This window comes from Endozoicomonas sp. ONNA1, from assembly GCF_024606325.1.
GTDB lineage: Bacteria > Pseudomonadota > Gammaproteobacteria > Pseudomonadales > Endozoicomonadaceae > Endozoicomonas_A.
This window is the reverse complement of sequence record NZ_JAHHPN010000484.1, coordinates 1-23724: the sequence shown is the minus strand read 5'-3', so window position 1 is coordinate 23724 and position 23724 is coordinate 1. Positions and strand designations below refer to the sequence as shown.

At 47.2% G+C, this 23724-nt stretch carries 17 protein-coding genes and 1 pseudogene; 9 read left to right on the top strand and 9 right to left on the bottom strand.

Going from position 1 to position 23724, the window contains the following annotated elements; translation table 11 throughout:
* On the top strand, positions 1–2307 hold a 2307-nt coding region (lon, locus tag KDK19_RS11055), incomplete at its 5' end, for an endopeptidase La (protein ID WP_257291960.1).
* A 384-nt stretch (positions 2308–2691) separates the two neighbouring features.
* The gene (locus tag KDK19_RS11050; protein ID WP_257253991.1) at positions 2692–6057 is read left to right on the top strand and encodes a hypothetical protein; all 3366 of its coding nucleotides are present in this window, start codon (positions 2692–2694) and stop codon (positions 6055–6057) included.
* Between the two features lie 9 nt (positions 6058–6066).
* On the opposite strand, the gene yfcD is transcribed toward KDK19_RS11050, so the two are convergent.
* Positions 6067–6606, bottom strand: a complete 540-nt coding sequence (gene yfcD / locus KDK19_RS11045) for an NUDIX hydrolase YfcD (protein ID WP_257253992.1) — start codon at positions 6604–6606, stop codon at positions 6067–6069.
* A 541-nt stretch (positions 6607–7147) separates the two neighbouring features.
* Between yfcD and ppnN the strand changes: the two genes are divergently transcribed.
* Positions 7148–8521, top strand: coding sequence for a nucleotide 5'-monophosphate nucleosidase PpnN (gene ppnN, locus KDK19_RS11040; protein ID WP_257253995.1), 1374 nt, complete (start codon positions 7148–7150; stop codon positions 8519–8521).
* 138 nt (positions 8522–8659) lie between these two features.
* Here ppnN and KDK19_RS11035 read toward each other — a convergent pair whose 3' ends face one another.
* Both KDK19_RS11035 and KDK19_RS11030 read right to left on the bottom strand, forming a co-directional pair.
* Complete coding sequence (locus tag KDK19_RS11035) at positions 8660–9373, bottom strand: Fic family protein (protein WP_257253997.1); 714 nt, start codon at positions 9371–9373, stop codon at positions 8660–8662.
* A gap of 332 nt (positions 9374–9705) precedes the next feature.
* The gene (locus tag KDK19_RS11030) at positions 9706–10575 is read right to left on the bottom strand and encodes a serine protease (RefSeq protein ID WP_257255642.1); all 870 of its coding nucleotides are present in this window, start codon (positions 10573–10575) and stop codon (positions 9706–9708) included.
* 331 nt (positions 10576–10906) lie between these two features.
* On the opposite strand from KDK19_RS11030, the gene KDK19_RS11025 reads away from it, so the two are divergent.
* A complete protein-coding gene (locus KDK19_RS11025; protein ID WP_257291959.1) occupies positions 10907–11314 on the top strand; it encodes a hemerythrin domain-containing protein in 408 nt (135 codons plus the stop codon).
* A gap of 415 nt (positions 11315–11729) precedes the next feature.
* Positions 11730–11900, top strand: a pseudogene (locus tag KDK19_RS24365) (DUF29 family protein); the annotation flags it as partial.
* Between the two features lie 710 nt (positions 11901–12610).
* On the opposite strand, the gene KDK19_RS11020 reads toward KDK19_RS24365, so the two are convergent.
* A complete protein-coding gene (locus KDK19_RS11020; protein ID WP_257254171.1) occupies positions 12611–12868 on the bottom strand; it encodes a hypothetical protein in 258 nt (85 codons plus the stop codon).
* Positions 12869–12977: 109 nt separating this feature from the next.
* On the opposite strand from KDK19_RS11020, the gene acnB reads away from it, so the two are divergent.
* Complete coding sequence (gene acnB / locus KDK19_RS11015) at positions 12978–15569, top strand: bifunctional aconitate hydratase 2/2-methylisocitrate dehydratase (protein ID WP_257254170.1); 2592 nt, start codon at positions 12978–12980, stop codon at positions 15567–15569.
* Positions 15570–15823: 254 nt separating this feature from the next.
* Complete coding sequence (locus KDK19_RS11010; RefSeq protein ID WP_257291958.1) at positions 15824–17002, top strand: macro domain-containing protein; 1179 nt, start codon at positions 15824–15826, stop codon at positions 17000–17002.
* Between the two features lie 2 nt (positions 17003–17004).
* Here KDK19_RS11010 and KDK19_RS11005 read toward each other — a convergent pair whose 3' ends face one another.
* From KDK19_RS11005 to KDK19_RS10990, 4 genes are all read right to left on the bottom strand, one after another.
* A complete protein-coding gene (locus KDK19_RS11005) occupies positions 17005–18990 on the bottom strand; it encodes a DUF3488 and transglutaminase-like domain-containing protein (protein WP_257291961.1) in 1986 nt (661 codons plus the stop codon).
* Positions 18991–18997: 7 nt separating this feature from the next.
* The gene (locus KDK19_RS11000; RefSeq protein WP_257291957.1) at positions 18998–19990 is read right to left on the bottom strand and encodes a DUF58 domain-containing protein; all 993 of its coding nucleotides are present in this window, start codon (positions 19988–19990) and stop codon (positions 18998–19000) included.
* Between the two features lie 5 nt (positions 19991–19995).
* Entirely contained in the window at positions 19996–20895 is a 900-nt protein-coding gene (locus KDK19_RS10995; protein WP_257281528.1) for a MoxR family ATPase, read from the bottom strand.
* A 154-nt stretch (positions 20896–21049) separates the two neighbouring features.
* Positions 21050–22249, bottom strand: coding sequence for an O-succinylhomoserine sulfhydrylase (locus KDK19_RS10990; RefSeq protein WP_257281527.1), 1200 nt, complete (start codon positions 22247–22249; stop codon positions 21050–21052).
* A gap of 66 nt (positions 22250–22315) precedes the next feature.
* Here KDK19_RS10990 and KDK19_RS10985 point away from each other — a divergent pair, with 66 nt between their 5' ends.
* Both KDK19_RS10985 and KDK19_RS10980 read left to right on the top strand, forming a co-directional pair.
* Positions 22316–22501, top strand: a complete 186-nt coding sequence (locus KDK19_RS10985; RefSeq protein ID WP_257254164.1) for a hypothetical protein — start codon at positions 22316–22318, stop codon at positions 22499–22501.
* Positions 22502–22563: 62 nt separating this feature from the next.
* Positions 22564–23343 carry a 5'-3' exonuclease H3TH domain-containing protein gene (locus KDK19_RS10980; RefSeq protein WP_257287851.1) on the top strand — a complete coding sequence of 260 codons (780 nt, stop codon included), beginning with the start codon at positions 22564–22566 and terminating at the stop codon, positions 23341–23343.
* A gap of 128 nt (positions 23344–23471) precedes the next feature.
* Here the strand turns inward: KDK19_RS10980 and KDK19_RS24360 are convergent, their stop codons facing one another.
* Complete coding sequence (locus KDK19_RS24360; protein ID WP_368736458.1) at positions 23472–23591, bottom strand: type II toxin-antitoxin system Phd/YefM family antitoxin; 120 nt, start codon at positions 23589–23591, stop codon at positions 23472–23474.
* Between the last annotated feature and the right edge of the window lie 133 nt (positions 23592–23724).

Genomic DNA, 23724 nt, shown 5'->3' with positions numbered 1-23724 from the left:
GTGTTTAATAGTCAGGAGTGGGAAGAAACACTTCAGCGAGTCGCCCAGAGCCCCCATAAAGTAGTGGGGCTTAGCTATGCTGCTGGCATAACAGGAGCAGACCATGAAGTCAACCCGGAAGATTTCCCGGAGATGGGCTGTACCGTAAAAATTCATAATATCCTTGCAGAAGGTGATCAGATTCAATTCATCGCTCTGGGAATGCAGCGCTTCCGTATCAAGCAATGGCTTCGCAAACGCCCACCCTATCTTGTTCAGGTGGAATACCCTGACAATATTGAAAACGACACCGATGAAATCAAAGCCTATGCGCTGGCGCTCATTCAGGCCATCAAGGAATTAATACCACTGAACCCGCTCTACAGCGAAGAACTAAAAAATTACCTCAACCGATTCAGTCCAAAAGATCCGTCGCCACTGGCAGACTTTGCAGCAGCCATTACCACAGCTCGAGGTCAGGAGTTACAGGAGGTACTTGAAACACTGTCTGTTCAACGTCGAATGGAGAAAGTGTTGATTCTCATCCGCAAGGAACAGGAAGTAGCCCGCCTTCAGGGTGAGATTAATGCTGAAGTGAACCGCAAGATCAGTAAACATCAACGTGAATTTTTCCTGAAAGAACAGCTGAAAATCATACAAAAAGAACTTGGCATTTCGAAAGACGACAGAACGGCTGAAATTGAAGCGTTTGAAAAGCGGATTGCTGAGCTGGATATTCCTGAAACGCCCCTGAAAAAGATCAATGACGAGATGAAAAAGCTCTCGATTCTTGAAATGGGTTCCCCGGAGTATGCCGTCTGCCGCAACTTCCTTGACTGGGCTACCTCGGTACCCTGGGGCAGATACTCCGAAGATATATTCGATCTTGCCCATGCCAGAAAAGTTCTGAATTCTGATCATGACGGGCTTGAGGACGTCAAAGACCGAATCATCGAATTTCTGGCTGTCGGTGCCTACAAACAGGAAATATCAGGCACCATAATGTTGCTGGCAGGCCCTCCGGGTGTCGGCAAGACATCTATCGGACGGTCTGTAGCTCGAGCTTTAGGCAGAAAATTTTATCGTTTCAGCCTCGGCGGCATGAGAGATGAAGCAGAAATTAAAGGCCATCGCCGTACCTATATCGGCGCAATGCCAGGCAAACTGGTTCAGGCCCTCAAGGAAGTAGACGTTGCCAACCCCGTTATCATGCTGGATGAAATTGACAAAATCGGTGCCTCCTATCGAGGAGATCCTGCTTCTGCAATGCTGGAAGTACTCGACCCGGAACAAAATAGTGAGTTTCTCGACCACTACCTGGACATGAGAATCGATCTTTCAAAGGTGCTGTTTATCAGTACCGCCAACCAGCTGGATACGATTCCCGGCCCTCTTCTGGATCGAATGGATGTCATAAGGCTCTCTGGCTATATCACAGAAGAAAAAATGGCCATCGCCAAAAATCATCTGTGGCCAAAGCTCTTGAAACAGTCCGGTTTAAAAAAGAGCCAAATCCGATTTTCCGATGCCACTCTCAAGGCAGTCATTGAAGGCTATGCCAGGGAAGCTGGCGTCAGACACCTTGAAAAACTGCTACAGAAAATTATTCGCAAAGTTGTTGTTCAACTACTTGAAGGCTCGAAAGAGAGTCACAGTGTGACGATCAGGAATCTATCTGACTATCTGGGCGCGCCCTATTTCAGAAAAGAAAAGCGCATTGAAGGTATTGGCGTGGTGACCGGTCTGGCGTGGACGGCTATGGGGGGCGCAACCCTGCCTGTAGAAGCCAGTCTTATTCATCATCAGAGAGCGGGCTTCAAACTAACCGGCAAATTGGGTGATGTCATGAAAGAGTCTGCTGAAATAGCCTACAGCTTTGTTTCAAGTCAGGCCGAGAAGCTAGGCATTCCTGAAGCCTATTTTGACAAAGCCTTTATCCATCTTCATGTACCTGAAGGAGCAACTCCCAAAGACGGCCCTTCAGCAGGTATAACCATGGCCACCGCTCTGCTATCTCTTGCCACGAATACAAAGCCTGCCCCTATAGCCATGACTGGAGAACTGACCCTCACGGGTAAAGTTCTGGCTGTTGGCGGGGTTAGGGAAAAAGTCATAGCCGCTAAACGACAAGGCATTCATACCCTGATCATTCCGGAAGAATGTCGAAGAGATTACGATGAGCTGCCGGATTATATTCGAAAAGGCATGACCATTCACTTTGCCAGCATCTTCGAAGATGTATGCAAGGCAGCACTTCCCGTCAAGACATCGCCCGTTAAGAAAACCATCAGGAAGACCGCACGCAAAAAGCCTGCGACTAAGCCTTGACTCCAATCAAACGCAACCAATCATTCCCTCACAACGAACTGCGCCGCCCCTTAGGAGGCGGCGCATGAATCAATGCTCTAACAACGAGGGAGACCCCCGTTAGGACACATGAGTGAGCACCCAATATTATTGGCTCCGGCCGCCGTGTTGTCCATTCGTAGTTAAGAGTTTTGAAGCATAAAGAAATCTCTTTTATGTCACTTTTGGGATGCCAGTCTTCCTCCATATTTATCTGCCATTCATTTGACATTTAATAGCAGCAGGAAAACACAATTTTTCCTTTCATCTCACCGGACCTGCTGAGTTCAATTGCCATCAGCTAAGCTGTGTAAATAAGTGTTGGAAAGTTAACAAATCCACAAGCTCACAACGGACTGTGGCGACATGTCATCACCTCTTTCACCCGGCAGCAACAACTCACCCACTCCCCCCAGATTCACTGGCGACAATAACATGCCTACTTCTCCAGTCACTGGACAGGATCATTTGGGCCGGCAAATCAGTGAAACGACAACGACAAGTCAATTGAGCCACGAATCATCTGACCAACGGACACCAGAATCTCCTCACATTAATGAGAGGAAGGCTGAAAGACGCCCCTGGTTCTTCCAGCGGTGGTACAAAAGTTACATTGCCAGAAAAGACACGACGCCTCCTCCTGCTGAGAATCTTGACCCCGATGAAGAGCAAAAACAGACCGGATACCTTGGTTTACTGAAAGGGCTGCCAGGCAAGGCTGTAGGAGCACTTTCAAACCTTCCCGGTGCGGGTTACGAAAAGGTCGCGTCAAAACTGGATGATTTTATCAGTCGTCAGGTGGGTATTGAGATGACCCGTGAGGACGAAAGAAGCCAGTGGCGCTCTTTATTGTATGACCTGCTATGCAGTTATACCGGAGTCATTGTCGAAGGAAAGCAAACGCCATTCAACTTTAACGAAATACTCATAAAAAATGGCGATGCTCTCCCCATAAGAATTACGGCATTAAACTTCGACTCAAAAAGAGTCGTCCAACCATCAGAAAGCTATTTAATCAATGGACAAGCCACAGAAAATCATTTTGAAATGGGAGACCTCTCCTGCACCGTTGAAATTCCGTTTGAAGATAGTCCCCCTCTGATACTGCAACTCAGGCTTGAGAACACGACCCTCTCAGTCGGTACCGATATTAGCATCGCCCAGGTATTAAAAAACCAATTCATCTCTTCTTCCCGGGATCGCACCGCGGTTCAACTTTCTGCTGAAAAAGTAGAAGTCCGATATGAAAATCTGGACTCTTATCAAGAACTGACATCAGTACCTGATCCCTCAAAAGAATCAGACTGCATCGTGGGGTTTGAGAGGGGAAAGCTGACTATGAAAGGCGTCCGGCTATGCAAACCTCTTGACCTGCTTGAAGCTTCAACGAAACAGACATCCATACTTATTTTCGACTCGTTAAAATATGTCAACGAATCAGCCCGGCCTGCATTGGTAGAAGTCAAAAAAGTAAACGTTCAGCACCTTGACGACACCCATAATGGAACCTTCACCAGCTCACTGATCATTCACCCCAAAACCATTCGAAACATTCCCTATATTGGTTGGTTATTAGCTCCTCTCTTCTCTAGCCCTGTTCATCTCGAGATCTTCGCATTTATGCAACATGGTGAAGTCAGAATGAAAGATTTGAAACACGGTATCAGTGTTTCAGGAGGAACCCTGACTGGCTGGCTGGTAAAAAAAGCACTAAAGGCCAAACAAACACGATTGGTTCCATACAGCGGTGGAACAGGACTCCAGATTGGCTGGCCGTTTAAATTTATCGCATGCAAAATCGTTCTGCCTGGTCTGGTCCCCGGGAAGCCCGCGTCCAGCATAGAGGATCATGATCAGATCACCTTTAGGCAACTGAATCAGACCCGTGCTCAAAGTCATTCAGTACCAGGCCAACCTCAACCAGACGACACTTCATTTGAAGAGTTACCTTCACTTCACCACCAGCATTCAGAAGCGCTTGATCTGGAAGACGGTGTACTCATTGTACCCGACACTTTCAGCAGCGTGCTCAGCGTTATCTTCTCAGGAGACAGCGCTTTGGCTCAGCCAGTAAGAATGGTGCCACGCTTATTGGAAAAGCGTTGCATAGAAGCGGCAAAAGGTGACGAAACAGCTTGCCAGATCTTGCTCCGCTTTGTTCGGGATCAGGAAAGGTTTCAACATGAAAATGACTGCATGATGGCTCTGGAGGCCATTCCAGAAGCGTTCTTCATCAAGGAGGCTGCAGAAGCCGATGATGAGACATGGTTATGGTTTGAGAGTGTTGCACACAGACTGATTACTGTTGATAGAGAGAAAGCTTTTGAACTCTACAAACAGCTGTTAAAAAGAAAAGACATCGAGAACGCCAGTGGGCTGGCATCAAATACTGAATGGTTGATTCATCTTGCAAAGCACCTGCCTAAGAACACACCCGAGGAAAAAGCCATAGCCTTCCGGTTGGCCGAGTTTGCCTATAAGTCCGATCCGGAAAAAGCAGAAGAAGCGATTAAACTGCTCATCAACTGGAATAAGAATCAACTCTATAAAAAAAGCCAACTGAGCAGCCTTCTTCAAGACTTGATCAGCAACCACCCCTACTTTGCCGACCCTCATCATCTTGTCTCATTATTAAACCTGCTGGATCGGAGTCATCCGGAAATCGTTGCCCACTCACTGGAACACTTTCCGATAAAAACTCTTATTCAAAACCTCTGGATAGAGGACAGCATCAGGGCTCATAACACTCTGGATTTCCTCAAAATGCTGCTGGTCAAGCACGGCCGATTCAAAGAAGCCGCTGAACTGTTGATTGAGTCTGGAGACCGCAGACAGGCCGCAAGAATGCTTGACCTTGGCATCAGACAAGGTAAGCCCTCCGCTCTGAAGGTAAAACTAGATTTGGCGGTAAGGAATGAGCTGCCCGAAGATATGTCGTTGGCAAAGGAAGTTCGTCACCTCAGGTATTTGATAGAAAGTACTGCGACTCCAGAAGCAATGAGAGGGGCGGCCGTCTCAATCTTAGCAAGTATTGTGACAGAAAAGCCTCATCCGGAACTTGCAGGTATTTTCACTGAAGATCTGCTGATGACAGAGGAAAAAAAGGCTTCTTTTGTGAAAGCGATCGATAAACTGTTTGACCTTCAATACGCAGAAGCATCCACTCTGAATGATCGCATGAGAACCCTGAATCAGATTGAAGAACTCCTGAAAGCCGCCCGGACTGATGAGTCAGCTTACTTAAACAAACCTCTGATGCTGAAGCAGATTCAGGATGCCAACCAGCGGGTTGATCGGGTCATGGAGTTACTGATAAAAGTGAGGGGGCCTATCGAGTCCAGCCTGCTGACTATGCTCACATCTCAAGCATCAAGAGTCGAAGCCACTGTCGGAGACAACATGGTTTCTGAGACGATATCTGACATGGAAGAAGACGACGATGATGAGTTTTTTGATGCTCTGGATGAACCCTACGACCCGATAGTTGATGAAAAGACTGTTAACGTCAACGAAAACGCTCCAATAGCAATGGATGAGCAAGAGCATCAGACAGTGTCCGCTGCAACCGATCACCCTGGTCATAGACAGGAAGAGCCTTTCTTGCCTTCTAACTCTCTCTCAAGCTATGCATCGCTCCTCAGACAACCGGTTTTCTCCAGATCTTCAAAAGATTTCCTCGACCCAAGTCTCCGGCAAGAATGGGCATCAATACTTAATATGAGGGTAAATTGATCGAAAAGATCAAGCGGGTGTATTGCTGTCACCATAGAAATACAACAAACGCTTGAGGGCTATGAGGCTATCAGGCGTGTATCTCCGGTTAAAACGATTTGACAGAATCTCTTCAGGCGACTCCATGACCACACTCGCTACTTCTTCCTCCTGCAATTTCAGCTCACCCTCATATTGACAGCTGTATACCCTGCCCCAGACCTTGCAGTCCTCATTGTGAAAGTAAAAATGAAACAATGGCTTCAACGGAGTATCTTTTATGCCGAGCTCTTCAGCCAGCTCCCTGACGGCAGCCACGTCATAGCTCTCACCTTCAGCCACCACCCCCCCCGTGGCCGGCTCAAAATAACCCGGGTAAATATCCTTGCTTAAAGTTCTTTCCTGAACATAAAGTTGCCCTTTACTGTTAAAGACAAAGACATACGTAGCCCGGTGACAGAGTTTCTCTTCTCTCATCTGTCTTCTGGGCAAAGCGCCAAGCACATGGTTGCTTTCATCGACAATGATGATCTTTTCTGATGCAGACTGAAGTTCTGAGTTGGATGGCATAAATACCAGGCTCCGGATGTTCGTTTTATTTTACCGTGAAACACGTTCAGGCAATCGCAGCTCTCTGTTTCTTTGAGAGCACAACAGGATGAACGAGCTCCTGAAAGTTCTGCCACCCCATCAACAGAAAGTTCCGATGAATCACCACTGTCGAAATCTACGATGTCTCCCCCTTCGGAGAGTCAACTATGCATACAGGCAGACCAAACAAATCCCCGAAACGGGATGGCAACCCGTTGAAAAAGTCACGTGGTGATGTTTCAGGCAACCACCCACTAATCTTTGTTGAGCCATTTTCAATACCTCCGGCAAAGAAAGGCCCCAGGTAAGATGAGTGCGTGAACGTCATCATTCGGCTCATGGAAAAGTGTTAACATTCCCAATTTGTCAGAGGATGGTTAATCCGTCAAGACTGAAAAAATGTCTTCTATCCACATATAATGAGACTGTGGCGGATTGCAAAACACGGCCATGAGGTCAGAAACACTTTGCTATTCAAATCGCTGGACGATATTCACGATAAAAAAAACCAGGGGGTATCATGACCGCCAGAAATACTGTTTCTACCATTGTTAACCCTGTAGGCTCCATGCGTGTTCTCTCAAACCTTGAGGTCAGCAGCCTTCAGGACACCAGTCAGAAAGGGTTACATCGTTTGTTCCGGCAATGCGCCCTGGCCATACTCAACTGTGAACAGGAAGGTGATAACACCGAAGAAATCATGGAGCAATTCCAGGACTTTGACATTCGTATTGTTCAGGAACACCGCGGATTAAAGCTGGAATTGATTAACGCTCCCGCCGATGCCTTTGTCGCTGGAAAACTGATTCGCGGTGTCCGGGAAAACCTCTTCTCCGTCCTGAGAGATATTCTCTATGTGTCGTCTCACATTACAGAGAACCCACGTTTCACTGCAGACAGCTCCACTGATATCACTCATCTGGTTTTCCAGATTCTCAGACATGCCGATGCTTTTATTACCAAGCAGGTTCCCAGTATTGTGGTGTGTTGGGGCGGTCACTCCATAGCCCGACATGAATATGAATACACCAAGAAAGTGGGCTACCAACTGGGCCTTCGGGGCATGAATATCTGCACTGGTTGTGGTCCCGGTGCTATGAAGGGCCCCATGAAAGGGGCTTATATCGGTCATGCCAAGCAGCGAATATCCCGTGGTCGATTCATTGGCTTAACTGAACCGGGCATTATCGCGGCTGAATCACCCAACCCTATTGTCAACGAGCTGATTATCCTGCCGGATATTGAAAAGCGTCTGGAGGCCTTTGTTCGTCTAGGTCATGGCATCACCGTTTTTCCGGGCGGGCCGGGAACCTGTGAGGAAATTCTGTACATTCTTGGCATTCTACTCAACCCTGCCAACAGGGATATTCCTTTCCCACTGGTTTTCACTGGACCGGAAGCTGCCAGAGAATATTTTGAAAAAATTGATATATTTATCGGCAAAACTTTAGGGAAGGAAGCCCAATCACGCTACCAGATCATTATCGATGACCCTCTGGAAGTTAGTCGGGTTATGAGAAGTGGACTGGAGCAAGTTACCCGCTACCGCAGGAAGCATGGAGACGCCTACTACTTCAACTGGTTGCTTAAGATTGACGAGGACTTTCAAACGCCCTTTGACCCAACCCATGAAAACATGGCAAACCTCGAGCTGAATACCGAACTACCTCCCCACTTTCTGGCGGCTAACCTTCGTCGCGCCATGTCAGGTATTGTGGCAGGCAATATAAAAGAAGAAGGCGTTTGCCAGATCAGAGCAAAAGGCCCGTATCAGTTAAAGGGAGAGCCTGAGCTTATGAAACAGGTCGATAGCCTGCTTCAGTCTTTTGTAGAGCAATTCAGAATGAAGCTGCCAGGCAGTCACTATGTGCCCTGCTACGAGATCAAAAGTTAAACAATACCGCTTTGGAAAGCGAAGTGATTTATCTTCGCTTTCTTACTTTTTTTGACACATTGAAAACATAAAAAATCTCTTACCTGAGCATTTTACGTTAAAACTCGCGACGCTAATGATGTCCGCTAGCATTTTCCGTCAGCCACTTAATGAGGCGGATCTAAAATTATCAATGATTTTCTCGTTGAGACACGATCTCAGAAATTTATTCATCTCAGCTGTGTCTGCTGCTGTATAGAAGTCAAGCATCAACTGGTTAAACTCTTTCTGACGTTTTGCTGGAACATTGATAATAGGAAACCCATGTGAAAGCAAAATACCATTCATCATGAATCGCCCCATGCGCTTATTCACATCCCAGAAGAACTGTGCTCTTGCCATTCTCAGAAAAGCCGTTATTGCCATATCATAAACATCATAATAACCAGCAATTTCTGACTCAATCTCAGCCCAGACATTATCAAGCTCTTTGGATGAGGGAGGTTCATATTCTGATCCACTAATCGTTACGTTACCCGTTCTAAAAGCCCCCCACATCAGTGCTTCTTCTTTGCCTGCAATGTTGTGAACTGCCAAAGCAACACCTTTGGAAAAATAGAACTTACCTTCAGAAACCAGGGCAAACAGATATTTCCAGGCCTCTGCCTGATTTAAAGCCATATTCTGATCACTTATCTTATAACCCCCAACAGTAATTCCATCTAATAATGTTTGAATTTCCGGTAGAGTCATCGCAACACCTTCAAGGTTTACGGCATCATGCACCAAAGAAGGAAGATCACGAACGGCAAGTTGTCTGGCCATCCCACGATCAGGGGTCATTCCCCAAACTGTATCTTTTGCCGTTGTCATGCACTCATCCCAAGCATTGTTGTGGAAATTCACACATTATATCTGCACGAGTTCTGATCGTCATGCAGCTCGAAAAGTTTGATTAAGAATGGATGCTCACTTGTTTTGGGCACGCCGCAGGTGCAGTCATCTGAATTTTTTGTTATCTGTTCTTAGTACTTTGTTAGTAATAATCTGCAACTTAATAATTGTTTAATGATCTAAATGTAAAATTAACGAATAATGGAGTAAGTAAAGATATGCAAGTACAACCGACTTTTACTCATGATCAATTTGCTCAATACAACAAGCCTCAACCAAGAAGAACGCACTCATTTGTGTTATGTCGCTACTCACAATTTGTATAGCAAGACAGATAATACTGCTGAAAGAAAGCTGATACTATATGAACCCGACGTAGCCATGATAGCCATATTATGAGGAACCAATGTCCATTTATGAATATTTGTCGATACCGCATAAGGGGAAAAACTACCATTACCACAACCAAGTGTACAGAAGGCAAGAAATTCCTTTATGAAGTCACTGTTATGTGAAAGTGATATATAAAAAATTGGGTTTCCATTATACAGACTTGACCCCTCATGCAAACCTAACACATAGAAAAAATTATCTTTGAAGTAAAAAAGTGGCGAACCAGAATTCCCTTCCTTGCCATCGCCAGAGTAATTCAAGGTGTATAAGTAATTTCTATTATTTGGGCACACTAGCCACGATAATTCTACTGATCTAAGAAAACTCCCTGTTTGATAACCTGCTGCCATTGGATTAATAATTTGAAATAAATCTGTACAGTTGTATTGTTCTAAATCTAACTTTGGGGTATCGATTTCTATTGAGCTCTCAAGTTCTATTATCGCCACATCATATTGATCAATTCTACCAATAATTGCTTTCGGGTTACGTACCAGCCTCTTCCCTTTAATATTAAATGGAGTATATGCATTTAAAAAATGGACTTTAAGATTTTTATAGAAAGCCTCTCTGGCAACACAATGTGCAGAAGTTAAAAGGTGTCGATTTGATATTAAAAAACCAGAGCAGAAGAAAGGTCTAATTTGGACTATCCAAGGGTATGAACCCGGCTTTTCTTGATTAAAAGGATCTGAATATCTTTCAAGTCTGTTATGTGAAGCTAAAAGAACACCGCTCACAAATAACAGCACGCTGACGATTGGGTAACATAGCACTCTGCCAAGCATATCATCTTCTCTAGCTGTTTAAATGTCGTTTTAATGTAGTATGCCATGGTTTTATTGCCATATAACGAATCGACCAAGTTACTTTTAATGGTTTGTTGAAGCATTGCTTAACAATAACTTCTGTTAACTTCTCTGAAGTCAACTTCCGAGCCAATGTCAACTGCCGCCTACAGCCGTGATGAGGACGAAGGTGCTTGGTAACGACTCCATGAAAAACGCCCAGATGGTGAGCCAGCCGCTCAAAACGCTTAATAATTGATGATTTGAAACATATGTGGGAATTACGTCCTAAACTATTAGTAACCTTTATATTCAAGGAGTGAACAAAAAAATGTCTCAGTTAATTGAGGAATTCAAAAACGAACATCTGCAAATCAGTGACTTACTTTTACAAGCACGTGAAGTTGGCATTGGTAACCAGCAAGGTCAGGATTTAATACTCTCCGCCAAAAAAATGCTGTTGGCCCATTTAAACAAAGAAGATAAGTACCTTTATCCTGTATTGAGAGAAGCCGCTGAGAATGATGAAAGCCTGAAGTCTACCCTGACTGACTATGCACTTGATATGGATAAGATTTCCGCCGAAGTGATGATTTTTTTCAGCCTGTATGAAAATAACGATAATACTATTGAAAACTTTCAGCAGGACTGCAACAACATTTTAAGGGCATTGAGCAAGCGAATTACTAAAGAAGAAGCAGTTCTCTACAAGACTTACGACAAAATCAAAGGCGCCTGAAGCCACCCGCTTAAATGATCGGCTGATTCCCGGCCGATCATTATTCCTTTTCAGAAGAATACAAATCCTGGCAGCACAACCCCCAGAATCATCCGGAATAGAAAAAATGGCCTGCGCCCGATACGGATGTTGTCATCCTCCCCAGTGTAAAGGATGGTGTTTCCTACTATCAGACGGCAATGCAATGCAATGCAATGCAATGCAATGCAATGCAATGCAATGCCGCAGTGTAGCGGGTCTCATTACTTACGACCTGTGTTTTGGTAATTCATTTATTCCCTTTTGTTAATTGCCTACAGTGGTAGGGGCAATGGAGGTCTTTATGGAAAACTTGTATGACACTGATTTTTACACGTGGTCCTATCATCAAGCCGAGCTGATCAGGCAAGGTCATTTCGTGTAACTCAATAGGGACAACCTGATCGAGGAAGTTGAAGACATAGGCAAGGCTCGATACCGAACCTTACGGAGTCGTCTGGAACAGCTATTTTTGTATTTGCTCAAATGGCAGATGCAGTCGGAAAAGAACGAGCTGCACGATATGAAACAGTGGCACCGGTCTTCTGGAGGCGATGGAACAAGGTAATTGTGTTGGATATTGTGTTGTGAGTAACTGACACCTGAATCAGTGGCAGCTTTCAAATAGACAAAACCTCAGACTGTGACTCTATTTCAAAAACTGATGAGGTTTTTATAGATCATTTTACCAGCCAACAAGAAGAAAAAAATCTCCCATTAATAAAGAGACTTCCTGATGTCATAACAAAAGGTTTTATTAATGTTTGTACTGTTTTAGATCCAAGAAATAATTCACCGATAGAAGGGGTATGTCATGATTTTGCTTATTATTTACACTTTGGGCTTCCGATTTTAAAGTCCACGAGATATAACACTCATGACTCTTTTTACCAATCACTTTCGAACATAAAGGTCAATGAATTTACTGGAGAAAAGGATCTGATCTTTGGAGATATTGTACAAATAACAAGCCAACCTTCCGATACTGGAGATAAACCTTTAGTTTTTCATAGTATGATTTATATCGGTGATGGCAAATACATTAACAAACTTTCTAACCTGGATATTTACATCCAGGATCTTGAGTCAATATTAGATACTTTTGAAGCGTGGAAAAAAAGAATACTAAGGGTTGTCAGGGATGTCAGCACATGACGCCTGTTCTCATGAATCAAGATTGTTCACCATGAGATTACTTTCAACTCAATACTTGCGGCAATAATCACTAATGTACGAGAAAAACCGGCACAACAAGGGCTTTACCGACCGGCCCAACCATTATTCACCAAATTTATACCAAAGATTGCGGGCTTCACTTAACTTGAATAACGCTATCCGATATACTGCCCGCGCCCGGTTGGCTGAAGAAGCAATGGTTACAGTTCTTTTCACTGCTAATCTGTAAAGAATAATTCCCACCGGTATACGATGCCTGCACACATCGCCATGGGCATGAAAGTAATCTAAAGTGAACTCCTGTTCTGGAGGAGGAGCAGTGGTATCCGTCAGAGCTTTCTTCTCTACCCGCCCAGCCATATTGTGCAGGACCTACATTCACAGGAACATCAGCAACTGTCTGGCCCACCGCTGTAGAGATTACGGGAAAAGTGACCGGACAGGCCGCACAGATGATGAGGGTTGATCCGTGCTAGAAGCCTACAGAAAACATGTCGAAGAGCGTGCAGCAGAGGGTGTCCCACCAAAGCCACTGAGCGCTGAGCAAGTCACCGGACTGGTAGCCTTGCTGAAAACCCCGCCAGTCGGTGAAGAAGAGTATCTGCTGGACCTGCTGGAAAACCGCATTCCGCCCGGCGTAGACGAAGCTGCTTACGTAAAAGCCGGTTTCCTGTCCGCCATTGCCAAAGGCGAAGCAGAATCCCCACTACTGGATAAAAATAAAGCGGTTGAACTGCTGGGCCTGATGCACGGTGGCTACAACATTGAGACGCTGGTAGAACTGCTGGACAGCACCGAACTGGCGGAGCTGGCTGCAGAACAACTGAAAAGCACCCTGCTGGTGTTTGATGCTTTCCACGACATTGAAGAGAAAAGCAAGGCCGGAAACGCACACGCCAAGGCTGTTCTGAAGTCCTGGGCAGATGCCGAGTGGTTCACCCAGCGCCAGACGGTTCAGGAAAGTATCAAGGTTGCCGTCTTCAAGGTGTCTGGTGAAACCAACACCGATGACCTTTCTCCTGCACCAGATGCCTGGTCTCGTCCCGATATTCCGGTTCATGCCCGTGCCATGTACAAAATGACGCGCGACGGTTTGGAACCTGAAGAGCACGGCGTGATCGGCCCTCTGCAGCAGATCGACAAAATCAAGGCAAAAGGCCTGCCCGTTGCCTTCGTGGGCGATGTAGTGGGTACCGGCTCTTCGCGTAAGTCCGCTACCAACTCGGTATTATGGTTCTTTGGTGATGACATTCCGGGTGTGCCAAACAAGCGTGCCGGCGGTATCTGTATTGGCGGTAAAGTAGCACCTATCTTCTTTAACACTATGGAAGATGCTGGCGCTCTGGTTTTTGAAGCCCCCGTTGATAAGCTGGGCATGGGGGATGTGATTGAAATCCGTCCATACGACGGCAAAATCCTGTCTGAATCCGGTGAAGTGCTGTCTGAATTCGACTTCAAATCCGACGTCATCCTGGACGAAGTTCAAGCAGGCGGCCGCATTAACCTGATCATAGGCCGTGGTTTGACTGACCGTGCCCGTGAAGCTCTGGGTCTGGGACACTCTGATATTTTCCGTCGTCCTGTTGCTCCCAAAGCCTCCGACAAAGGTTTTACCCTGGCCCAGAAAATGGTTGGCAAGGCCTGCGGTGTTGAAGGCATTCGCCCTGGCACCTACTGCGAGCCCAAAATGACCACCGTAGGTTCTCAGGACACTACGGGTCCAATGACCCGCGACGAACTGAAAGACCTGGCTTGTCTGGGCTTCTCTTCCGATCTGGTGATGCAGTCTTTCTGTCACACAGCAGCTTATCCAAAGCCTGTTGATGTTGAAACTCACCACACTCTGCCAGACTTCATCATGAACCGTGGCGGTGTGTCCCTGCGCCCGGGCGACGGTATCATCCACAGTTGGCTGAACCGCATGCTGCTGCCTGACACGGTCGGTACCGGAGGGGACTCTCACACCCGTTTCCCACTCGGTATTTCCTTTCCTGCTGGTTCCGGTCTGGTAGCCTTTGCTGCGGCTACCGGTGTTATGCCTCTGGATATGCCTGAGTCCATTCTGGTCCGCTTCAAGGGCGAAATGCAGCCCGGCATCACCCTGCGTGATCTGGTTCACGCCATTCCTCTTTACGGTATCAAGCAAGGTCTGCTGACGGTTGAGAAGAAAGGCAAGAAGAACGCTTTCTCTGGCCGCATTCTGGAAATCGAAGGTCTCGAGAGCCTGACAGCGGAACAAGCTTTCGAATTGTCTGACGCTTCTGCTGAACGTTCTGCTGCCGGTTGTACCATCACGCTTTCTGAAGAGTCCATCGCCGAATACCTGAAATCAAATGTGACGATGCTGCGCTGGATGATCAGCGAAGGTTATGGTGACCCTCGTACTCTGGAGCGCCGTGCTCGCAAGATGGAAGAGTGGCTGGCTAATCCGACGATGATGCGTGCGGATGCTGACGCTGAATACGCTGAAGTGATTGAAATAGACCTGTCTGAAATCAAAGAGCCTATCCTGTGTGCTCCTAACGATCCAGATGATGCCCGTACACTGTCTGACGTGGCAGGCGACAAGATTGACGAAGTTTTCCTGGGCTCCTGCATGACCAACATCGGTCACTTCCGCGCGGCCGGTAAACTGCTGCAGCAGAACAAGGAGCCTCTGCAAACCCGCTTCTGGATGTCTCCTCCTACCAAGATGGACAAGGCCCAGCTGGAAGAAGAAGGCTACTATAGCATTTATCAGGACAGCGGTGTTCGCACCGAAATTCCGGGCTGCTCATTGTGTATGGGTAACCAGGCACGTGTAGAACCAGGCGCCACTGTGCTGTCTACTTCTACCCGTAACTTCCCGAACCGTCTCGGTGATGGCGCTAACGTATACCTCTGCTCTGCCGAGCTGGCTTCTGTGGGCGCGATTCTGGGCAAAATCCCTACGGCTGAAGAGTACATGGAATACGCACAAAATCTGGATTCCATGTCCAGTGAAGTCTACCGTTACCTGAACTTTGATCAGGTAGAGTCCTATCAGAAGGCCGCCGATGAGGTTATCGCTAAAGCAAGCTGATCAATGACCTGGTTGTCGTCACAAGATCCCCGCCATTGTGCGGGGATTTTTTTTCTAACTCTGAATGCCAGAAGTGTGATCGATGGGAGAATTGACGCTGTATTTCAAACCAGCATAAAAATTCGTTGGAAAGTCGACAACTTTTCCGGCCAACTCTGTCAGCCAACCTTGCCAGATACCTTTCAGCCCTGTGAATCCCTATCAGGGATGAACTGATTATACTTAAGACTATCGGTAGATTTTCTGGCTCAAGCATGATTCCAACGTCTGATTCGGTCAGTTCAGCATCCAACTGGCAGCTTTTCAAAAGCTGGGTAAAACATAAACTGCGCTCAGCCTTTACCTGGAACCGGAAAACCCGGGTACTGGAAGACCCTGCAGCCTTGCTTCAGGAAGCCAGGGCCAGAGGCGACAATCCTTATTCAGGGATAAAACTTCGAAACATCAAACGGGATGAAAATCCACAGCCTCAGATCAATAGAACCGCTCAACAGTACAGAAATGACTTTGCCCGTATTGGTATTGATGTCAGTTCACTGGCCGAAGAGACTGACCTCTTCTTGGAGCTTCAGTACAAACTGCTAACCCGGGCCAAGAGCCTGCAATCCAAAATCTACAAACAGGGAATGCTGGAAGATATGCAGGCCTGCTCCAGGCTTGTGAATCGAGTGATCGCCGGTGACTGGGCAGCTGTCCTGGATGATCTCACTCCGGACCACCCTACTGAAGGGATCCACGAATTGGTGGATTTTGTCAGACCTCTTCAACTTTTGCTTACCCCCCCGAAAGAACAATCGACCATCACCCAAGCACAAACGGATGTAAAAATACCTTCCGACCAATTGTTGGGAAAAGAAGTCTTTTTGATGTCCGGGGATATCAGCCTGATGAATGAGTTACGCAACCCACCGATTGAAGTCATTGCCTGTCCCTACACCCCCATGGGATCACCCAACGAAACAGCTTTACTGAGTCAGCTTTCCGAGATTGATCCCGGCCTGACAAGAAAAGGGTTTCGGGAAGCCATTAAAAAGATGAAACCGGGGCTGGCCGCCATTACAGCCAGCCCCGCTTTGCAGTGCAGAGGCTTCAGTCATATGGTACATGCCATACTTCCTAAGGCTGAGTCCGGGAGTATTCATTCAGAATTGGTCAGCGCCTACCAATCGGCCATCGAAGCCGCTCACAGGAAAAACCTGTCGAGCATCGCCATCCCCATCTTCAGCTCTGAACTGAATCTTACCCCTCAAAGAGCCGCGACTGTCGCTTGTATTGCTGTCAGCCGATACATGAGCAGCCACACTTATGAAACCAGCCCCCCCAAAGTCTATCTGGTTTGCCCCAGCACAGAGGAAGGTCAGAAAATCCAGGGATATATTAACCATTACTTGAGCCAGAAGATGCCGAAGCCTCCTGTGCAAGACTCTCCCTGACTCTAAAAACGAGTCAGAAGCCGCTTCAGCTCGTGCATTTCCGAACAGTTTTCCCCATAAGCTGCTTGTATATAAGCCTCACAAAAAGACATTACAGGCTCTGCGAGCTTATCATCTGATTTGGAGATACGGCGTGCAAAACTCAACTCTGCTTCGCCATCTCCCGGGACAAAACCTCTTTTGGCCATTTTTTTAAGGAAGCGGGCATAGAGTTTCTGCAGTGGAGATAGCGACTGGCGACGATACAATAAAGTCAGCGATAATACGGCCAATATCAAGCTTACCCCCAGCGCCAGAGCCGTCGCCTGCCGCCAGTAAAAATCTTTATCGCCCAACAGGCTTCTCAGAAACGCCTCCTGTTGATCCTGCTTGAAGTTCACGACCGACCTCTGCCATTGATATTCTGCTTTCTCAAAGACCAGCCTGACTCTGTTAATAATGCCTGACTGACGATAACGATAGAGAGATAATGGACTGTCTGGCAAAAAAGTTTCGGCAGGGCCAATAGCTGCTTCCAGGCCAGATGCTATTCTCTGGGGTGAAACTGCGGCGGTAGGATCAAACCTCAACCATCCCTGCCCTGCCACCCAGATTTCAGCCCAGGCATGAGCATCGAACTGTCGGACCTGAATCAGGTTTTCATCTTCCTTAAACTCTCCGCCCTGATAACCACCGATGACTCTGGCCGGAACACCTGCTGCTCTCATCAAATAAACAAATGCACCCGCATAATGGGCGCAAAAACCTCGCCGACCTTCAAACAGAAATTCATCAATCGTGGAACTTTGATCGTACAAAGGTGGGGAAAGGGTATAGTAGAAGTCATCCTGACGAAACAGCGACAGTAGTCGACCCGCCATTTTCACGGGATCCTCACCGGCCTGGTTGAACAGTCTGAGCGCATATTGCCGACTTCTATCATTTCCGACTACCGGAATCCGGGTATTTAACTCAACAAGCCAACCAGGCATAGAGACAGATCGAGCCCGGGGCAACATCCCATCCAGGGAGTACAGCAGTCGGCTGTCAACCGGTTGCTCCGATGCCAGCCTCATTGTCCTGTAGAAAAAACTTTTTTCAGCCACTGTACCGGCAGCTCCCAGGGAGTACATCCATGGTTTTCCGGTAGGCTCCATCATGACTTCATATTGATAACTTCCCAGACGATTCTTCCACCATCCTTCAGTAACAGGCTGCTTACTGACCCAATCTTTCTGCGACATAGCGGCAACAGAAAACAGCTTGTCCGTCTGCTTCCAAGTCTTGCCATCAAACTGATCCAGCACCACAGCCCGCCAGTATCTTTGCTGAGCGGGTGGCACATCAGCTGCAAAGCGGGCACGAAACACCAATTCATCTGAACGACTGAGTCTTGCTATATCGCCCGGAGTCATGGCATCGGTTAAACCGACTCTGCCACTGTTATCAGGAAGAGGTACTGACCAAAGCGGCCCCATGCGAGGTACCAGGATAAACAGAAGAATGGTTAAAGGAGCCGCCTGAAAAGCCAGAAGACCTGCAAACCTGATACTCGATACAACAGGTGTCGTATCCATTTCCCGGAACAAACCTTGCTGAGCCGCAATCAACATGACCAGACAAAACATAAGGTATAGCGTCTGTAATAACGTCTGGGAAAACAGAACGGCTGTTGCCACCAGAAAATAGCCGATGTAAACGACAACGAGCGCATCCCGCTGGCTTCTCATTTCCAGTAGTTTGAGTGCATACCCTGCGGCCAGAATAGAGACCGATGATTCCAGGGATATCAATGGCCTGAAACTGACCACCACCGAAACAAGAGCAATCAGGATCAGCCCCAGGCGCAATAAAAAAGGTGGCCAATGCCCTCTACCCTGCAAAATGGCAATCCGCCAGCCTGCGGAAAGACAACCTGTCAGAATAATAAGCAACGGAACTTGCTTCCAAATGGGGAACAAGACTGAAAGAAGTGCGGCAATTAACCACAATGTTGAGGTCCTGCTCACCTGAGCATCACTCAGCACGTTCACCTCCGGACCTTTTAATACCCGGAGCCCTATCAGAGCCAGAAGCAAATAACGCCAGAGTTTCAAGGCACTCTTTTGAATGCTTGTGCCCTATATTGGCAGCCAACTCTGTTCCGGGAACGGACAAACTGTATGGTCTGTTACTGGCTTCACATTCCAGACACCATCCAGCCAAAACAGAGAGTTTATCTTCCAGACTTACACCGGGATTATGCTGCAGGCAGAGCTTAACCTGATGACCTAAAGGTTCCTCAAACAGCTTGGTATTCAGCTCACTGGTTCTCGCATAGCCTTTCCAATCAACATGACCCGGAAGATCCGTCTCTTTATAACGGCGAAAACCGGCAAAATCATCCTGCCCTGATCGTGTTTGTCTACCGGTCTCCTCTCCTACTCCCAGCAGACTTGGAACAGGGTGGGAAAAATCAGCCCTGGGATAGATCAGGGTGTGCATTTCCAGCTGGACCCAGCTCCATGCCCTGCAAAACCCCAGAGGGTACACACTCTCTACTTTCATCCTGCCCGGACGAAACCAGCCTCTGGATATTGCTTTTACCTGCAGAGTGACGTCCTGATTGGTTTCGAATGAGTAGGTCACCTGCTCATTTTCAGGCCAGCCTAATCGCACAGATTGTCGCCCCCGGCCCCCTGACTGCAACAGCAGATGAACTGATATCAAGTCTCCTGCATGACCCGAATCAGCAGACTTTGAAACCAGAGTCATCCCCGCAAGATTTTTCCAGGTGTGAAGAATGGAAAGCATAAACAGACTGACCATAAAAAAGGACAGGCCAAAGGCAAGACTGTTAGCATAATTGGCCGCCAGTATAAAAATGAGTACAGCAACAGACAGCCAGATATAGCCCCCTATTGTGGGCAGGATAAATATCCGCTGTTGATCCAGAGTCACCCTTGGCGCTGGTGGAATGCGTCGATCCAGCCATTGGTGATATCGCTGTCTGATAGTGGCTGCTGGCATACGTTTCATCCCATGATGCGAGTGCCCGTCAGCAACTCCCTGACCGATTGACTCTTTTCTTTCGCCTTTAACCGGTGATCGGCAACAGGGACAAACACAGCCTGAACATCTTCGGGAATAACATAGTCCCGACCTTCCATCCAGGCCCAGGCTTTTGCAGCCGCTATCAATGCCAGACCTGCTCGTGGCGAGAGCCCAACATTGAAATAACCCACCTCTCTGGTACGTGAAATAAGCCTCATTACATAATCCAGCAACATCTCCCCGACATGTCCCCGGGCTGATTCATTCTGAGCTTTGATCAATTGATCGGCATTGAAGATCGCAGGCAGCGCATCCATTTCCACCCTGCCGGCTTCGCCTTTCAAAATGGCTTTCTCTGATTCGGGGTCAGGATAGCCCAGCTCCAATCTCATCAAGAATCGGTCGAGCTGGGATTCTGGCAAAAGAAAAGTGCCTTCCTGATACACAGGATTCTGGGTTGCCACCACGAAAAAAGGTTCGGGTAAGGATTGTGGCTGTCCATCGACCGAGACTTGGCGCTCCTCCATGGCTTCAAGCAAGGCACTTTGCGTTCTGGGTGAAGCCCTGTTGATTTCATCCGCCAGCAACAACTGGGAAAAAACCGGTCCCGGCTGAAAGGTAAAGTTGGCGGTATTTTTATCAAAAACGGTAACCCCGGTAATATCGGCGGGTAACAAATCACTGGTAAACTGCACGCGTTGATAACCTAAGCCCATGACCCGAGCCAGTGCATGAACCAGCGTTGTTTTACCCATTCCGGGCAGATCTTCGATGAGCAGATGACCACGGGCAAGAAGACAACACACCGCAAGCCGAATTTCCAGATCCTTGCCTCGGATAATCGTATTCAGAGCATGAATACATTGATTGACTTCACTCATTAATAGGGAACCGTTATTATTCTTTGAAGGCCTTGATTTTTATAGTAAAAAACATTGATCGCAGAGTAGAACAATGTTTTTTGTGTTCAAAGCTTTTCTATCGGTCAATCGACACAAAAGGACAGAATTCCTTTTCTGCTCCAGGGGGGCTGATTTAAAGCAGGGCTAACCCCCTATCAAGATCCGCCTTCAGATCTTCGAGGTTTTCAAGACCCACAGCAACCCGGATCAAATTCTCAGTAATACCGGCCCTTGCTTTGTCTTCCTCAGAGAGACGACAGTGTGTCGTGGTGGCCGGATGAGTGATCGTAGTGCGGGTATCCCCGAGATTAGCCGTTCTGGAAATAAAAGTTACGGCATTCATCACTGTCCAGGCCTGTTCCCGGCCGCCTTTCACTTCAAACGCAAGAACACCGCCAAAGGCTTTCTGTTGACGCTTTGCCAGAGTGTGACCAGGGTGCGACTCAAGGCCACTGTAGTGTACCTTTTCGACAGCAGGATGCTCGTCCAGCCAACGTGCCAGTGCCATTGCATTGCGACAATGGGCACCTACCCTCAGGTTCAGTGTTTCAAGAGACTTGTAGAAATTCCAGGCATTAAAAGGGCTCATTGAAGCGCCAGCCGCCCGTTGCCAGAGATGCATCTCACTGATCAGATCTTTGCTGCCGACAGCCACTCCCCCCATGCAGCGTCCCTGACCATCGATAAACTTGGTAGTAGAGTGGACAACAATATCTGCGCCAAGCTTCAAAGGCTGCTGAAGAGCCGGTGTACAGAAGCAATTATCAACCATCAGCAAAGCATCATTCTCATGAGCAATGGCGGCCATGATTTCCAGATCGACTACTTCACCCAAAGGGTTTGAAGGCGTTTCCAGAAAAAGAAGGCGCGTTTCAGGGCACATCGCATCTCGCCATTGCTGGTAATCCGTGAAATCAACAAAAGTCGTTTTTACACCAAATTTGCCCAGGTATTTCGCAAAAATGGTGACCGTTGTTCCAAAAACACTGCGAGAGCAGATTACATGATCGCCGGCTTTCAACAATCCCATGCACATGCCCAGGATAGCCGCCATGCCTGAGGAGGCGGCACAGGCCAGCTCTCCCCCTTCAAGGGCTGCCATGCGGTCTTCAAACATTTTCACCGAAGGGTTGGTATAGCGTGAGTAAACATTGCCCTGCTCATCACCGGCAAACACTGCCCGGGCCTGCTCAGCACTGTCGTAAGTAAAGCTGGAAGTCAGGTAAATAGCTTCACTGTGCTCTCTTTCACCGCTGCGAATGACACCTGTCCTGATAGCCTGAGTTTCAAACGCCCACTGATCCTGATTATTACTTACGTCGTTATCTTTCATTTCTGATCCTATATACCGCTCTGGGCTGTTTATGAGCTTAAAATCCCAAGGTTCCGGGTATATGTCTTGCTGAGACTTTTCGATGCAGCGTGGGAAAACCTTCAGCCAGACCTATCCCAGATGGCTGACAAGGCCAACGATAACGAAAAAAAACCGCAGTTGACAGTAGAAATAACCACCCTGGCTACTGAGTTTTCAGAAGATAAAAGAAAATCCCCGACCCCTGAATGTGGTAATCTGGGAATACGATGATTAATGGTTAACATGGTTAGATACCTAACCGTTTTCACCCATGGCTGTTCAGGAAAAACAGAATGCCCCCTCACCTGCTTTTGATTGATGCTCTTAATCTTATCCGAAGAGTACACGCTGCTGTCAGGGCTCCTGATGAAGACAGCCAGATAGACGGAGCTATTTCAGCCACCGTCGCTTCACTAACAAGAGCCATAAAAGAAACATCGCCAACCCACTGCCTGATGGTTTTCGATGGTAATCCTCCTACCTGGAGACATAATCTTTTCCCTGATTATAAAAAGGGCCGCAAGCCCATGCCCGAACCATTAAGAAAAAGGCTGGGAGATTTCAACCGGGCTTTCCTGAACATGGGGGTAAGAACATTCAGAAAGTCGGGTCTGGAAGCAGATGACGTTATTGCTTCTGTGGCCTCCAAGGCATCAAAAGCCAATGTCGAAACCACCATACTTTCAACAGACCGTATTTTTCTGCAACTGCTGAATGCTCCTCAGATAAAGCTGCGTGATCATTTCCAGAAATTCGATTATCAGAGAGATAGCGTCCAAAAACTTTATGGCTTTGGAGCAGACAGGCTAACCCAGTTCTGGGCCATTGCAGGTGTGGGAGATGTGCCCGGAGTTCAGGGTGTGGGAGATAAAGGAGCCACCTCCCTGATGTTGGAACATCAGGAAATAAGTAATATCTTTTTGTTGGGAGAGGAGTCTAAAGGGGCAGCAGGGAAAGTAGTAAAGCAGAAAGATCAGGCATTGTTAAGCTTGAAACTGGCGACTCTGGCTTGTGATCTTGAGGTTGGGGTGAGGATGAAAGATTTGAGGTATGGATCTGTATCTGAAGAATAATTTTTTAAGAAGAAACCTTATTAATCAAAATTTCTATAAAACTGATCGATTACATCATCGAGTGTATTATCAAAATCATCGGATATCTCAATCCGCCCCTTCAGAGCACCAAAACCTCTACTTTCAGGTTACTCTTCGTGAGGAACCAATCTCATAACAGGCTTATTTCTCTGTGTGATAATGATATCGGCATCCTCTTCAATTGCCAGTCTGACAAGTTCTGACAACCTGCTTTTTGCCTCACGCATTCCAACTGTAATTTGCTGTGAACCTGACATTGACATAAATGACTCCCTTGCTAATTAAACCAGACTCAGTTTAGCCCCTACTAGCAGCCTGTCGGACTTAAGCGTCCGTAGCGAGGATTGCAAGAAATTGAGG